Origin of the sequence: Massilia paldalensis, from assembly GCF_044901715.1 — a bacterium.
Lineage (GTDB): Bacteria > Pseudomonadota > Gammaproteobacteria > Burkholderiales > Burkholderiaceae_D > Telluria > Telluria paldalensis.
This window is the reverse complement of sequence record NZ_JBJCIU010000035.1, coordinates 1-1,229: the sequence shown is the minus strand read 5'-3', so window position 1 is coordinate 1,229 and position 1,229 is coordinate 1. Positions and strand designations below refer to the sequence as shown.

General features: G+C 54.4%; 1 protein-coding gene. It reads right to left on the bottom strand.

Annotated features, from left to right (window positions below; translation table 11 throughout):
* Positions 1 to 18: 18 nt before the first annotated feature.
* A protein-coding gene (locus ACI1V7_RS28340; protein WP_404536068.1) for an IS3 family transposase occupies positions 19 to 1,169 on the bottom strand; the annotation gives its coding sequence in 2 pieces (ribosomal slippage) (positions 19 to 926 and positions 926 to 1,169; 1,152 coding nt in all).
* Positions 1,170 to 1,229 lie beyond the last annotated feature (60 nt).

Sequence of the window (1,229 nt, the reverse complement as noted above, 5' to 3'; positions counted from 1 at the left end):
TGAATCGCCACCATTTTCCTAGATACTCTGCAGCCGTAAAAAATGCCGCTTTTCAAACTCGACTGGCGACAGCCGTTTATTGAAGCTGTGGCGCCGCTTCGGATTGTAGAACATCTCGATGTAGTCGAAGATGTCCTGCCTGGCTTCGTCGCGGGTAGCATAAACCTTGCGGCGAACGCGCTCCCGTTTCAGCAGCTGGAAAAAGCTCTCGGCCACTGCATTATCATGACAGTTGCCGCGTCTGCTCATGCTCTGCACCAGATTGTGTGATTCAAGGAAGTCACGCCAGTCGTAACTGCTGAATTGACTTCCTTGATCGGAATGGACCAGCACCGAGGCTGACGGTTTTCGACGCCATACCGCCATCAATAAAGCACTCATTGCCAACTCTTTGTCGATGCGCGAACTCATCGACCAACCGATGACCTGGCGTGAAAACAAATCGATCACCACAGCCAGGTAGAGCCAGCCTTCGTAAGTGCGCAGATACGTGATGTCCGTGACCCAGACTTTGTTTGGCTCGACCACATCGAACTGGCGCTGCAAATGGTTGGGCGCGACGATAGAAGGCGCTCCACCGTTCTTGTACTTGCGCTTGGCGTAGCCGGTTTGGGATCGAATTCCTTCGCTGCGCATCAGGCGATAAACCCGATTGATGCCGCAACTTTCGCCGAGCTCTTGCAAATCGTCGAAGATCTTGCGATACCCGTACACCGCACCGCTTTCCAGCCACGACTGCTTGATGTGCCCGAGCAGGCGCCGATCTTCCTGTGCACGCAGGCTTTCGGGATTAACGCGCCAGGCGTAGTAACCGCTGGGATGAAGCTTCAGCATCTTGCACATGCGCTGAACCGAAAACATCGCTTGATGCTGATGAATGAAGGCGTACCTTACCCTGACGTCTTGGCAAAGTACGCCGCGGCCTTTCGCAAAATGTCGCGCTCCTCGGTAACGCGCTTGAGTTCGGCTTTCAGGCGTTTTACTTCGTCGGCCTGTGCGTCCTGTACTTTGCGCTCATCCTCGGGGACGCTGTAATGCTTCGTCCAGGCATAGATGCTATGAATGCTCACCCCAAGACGCTCGGCCACCTCGGCCGCCGGGTGTCCACGATCAGTCACTTGCTTGACCGCCGCGACCTTGAATTCTTCCGTGTACCGCTTTCCACTCATGTTGACTCCTTTTGCCTAGAATTATGACTCAGGAGTATCTAGCGTAGTGGTGGCGATTCA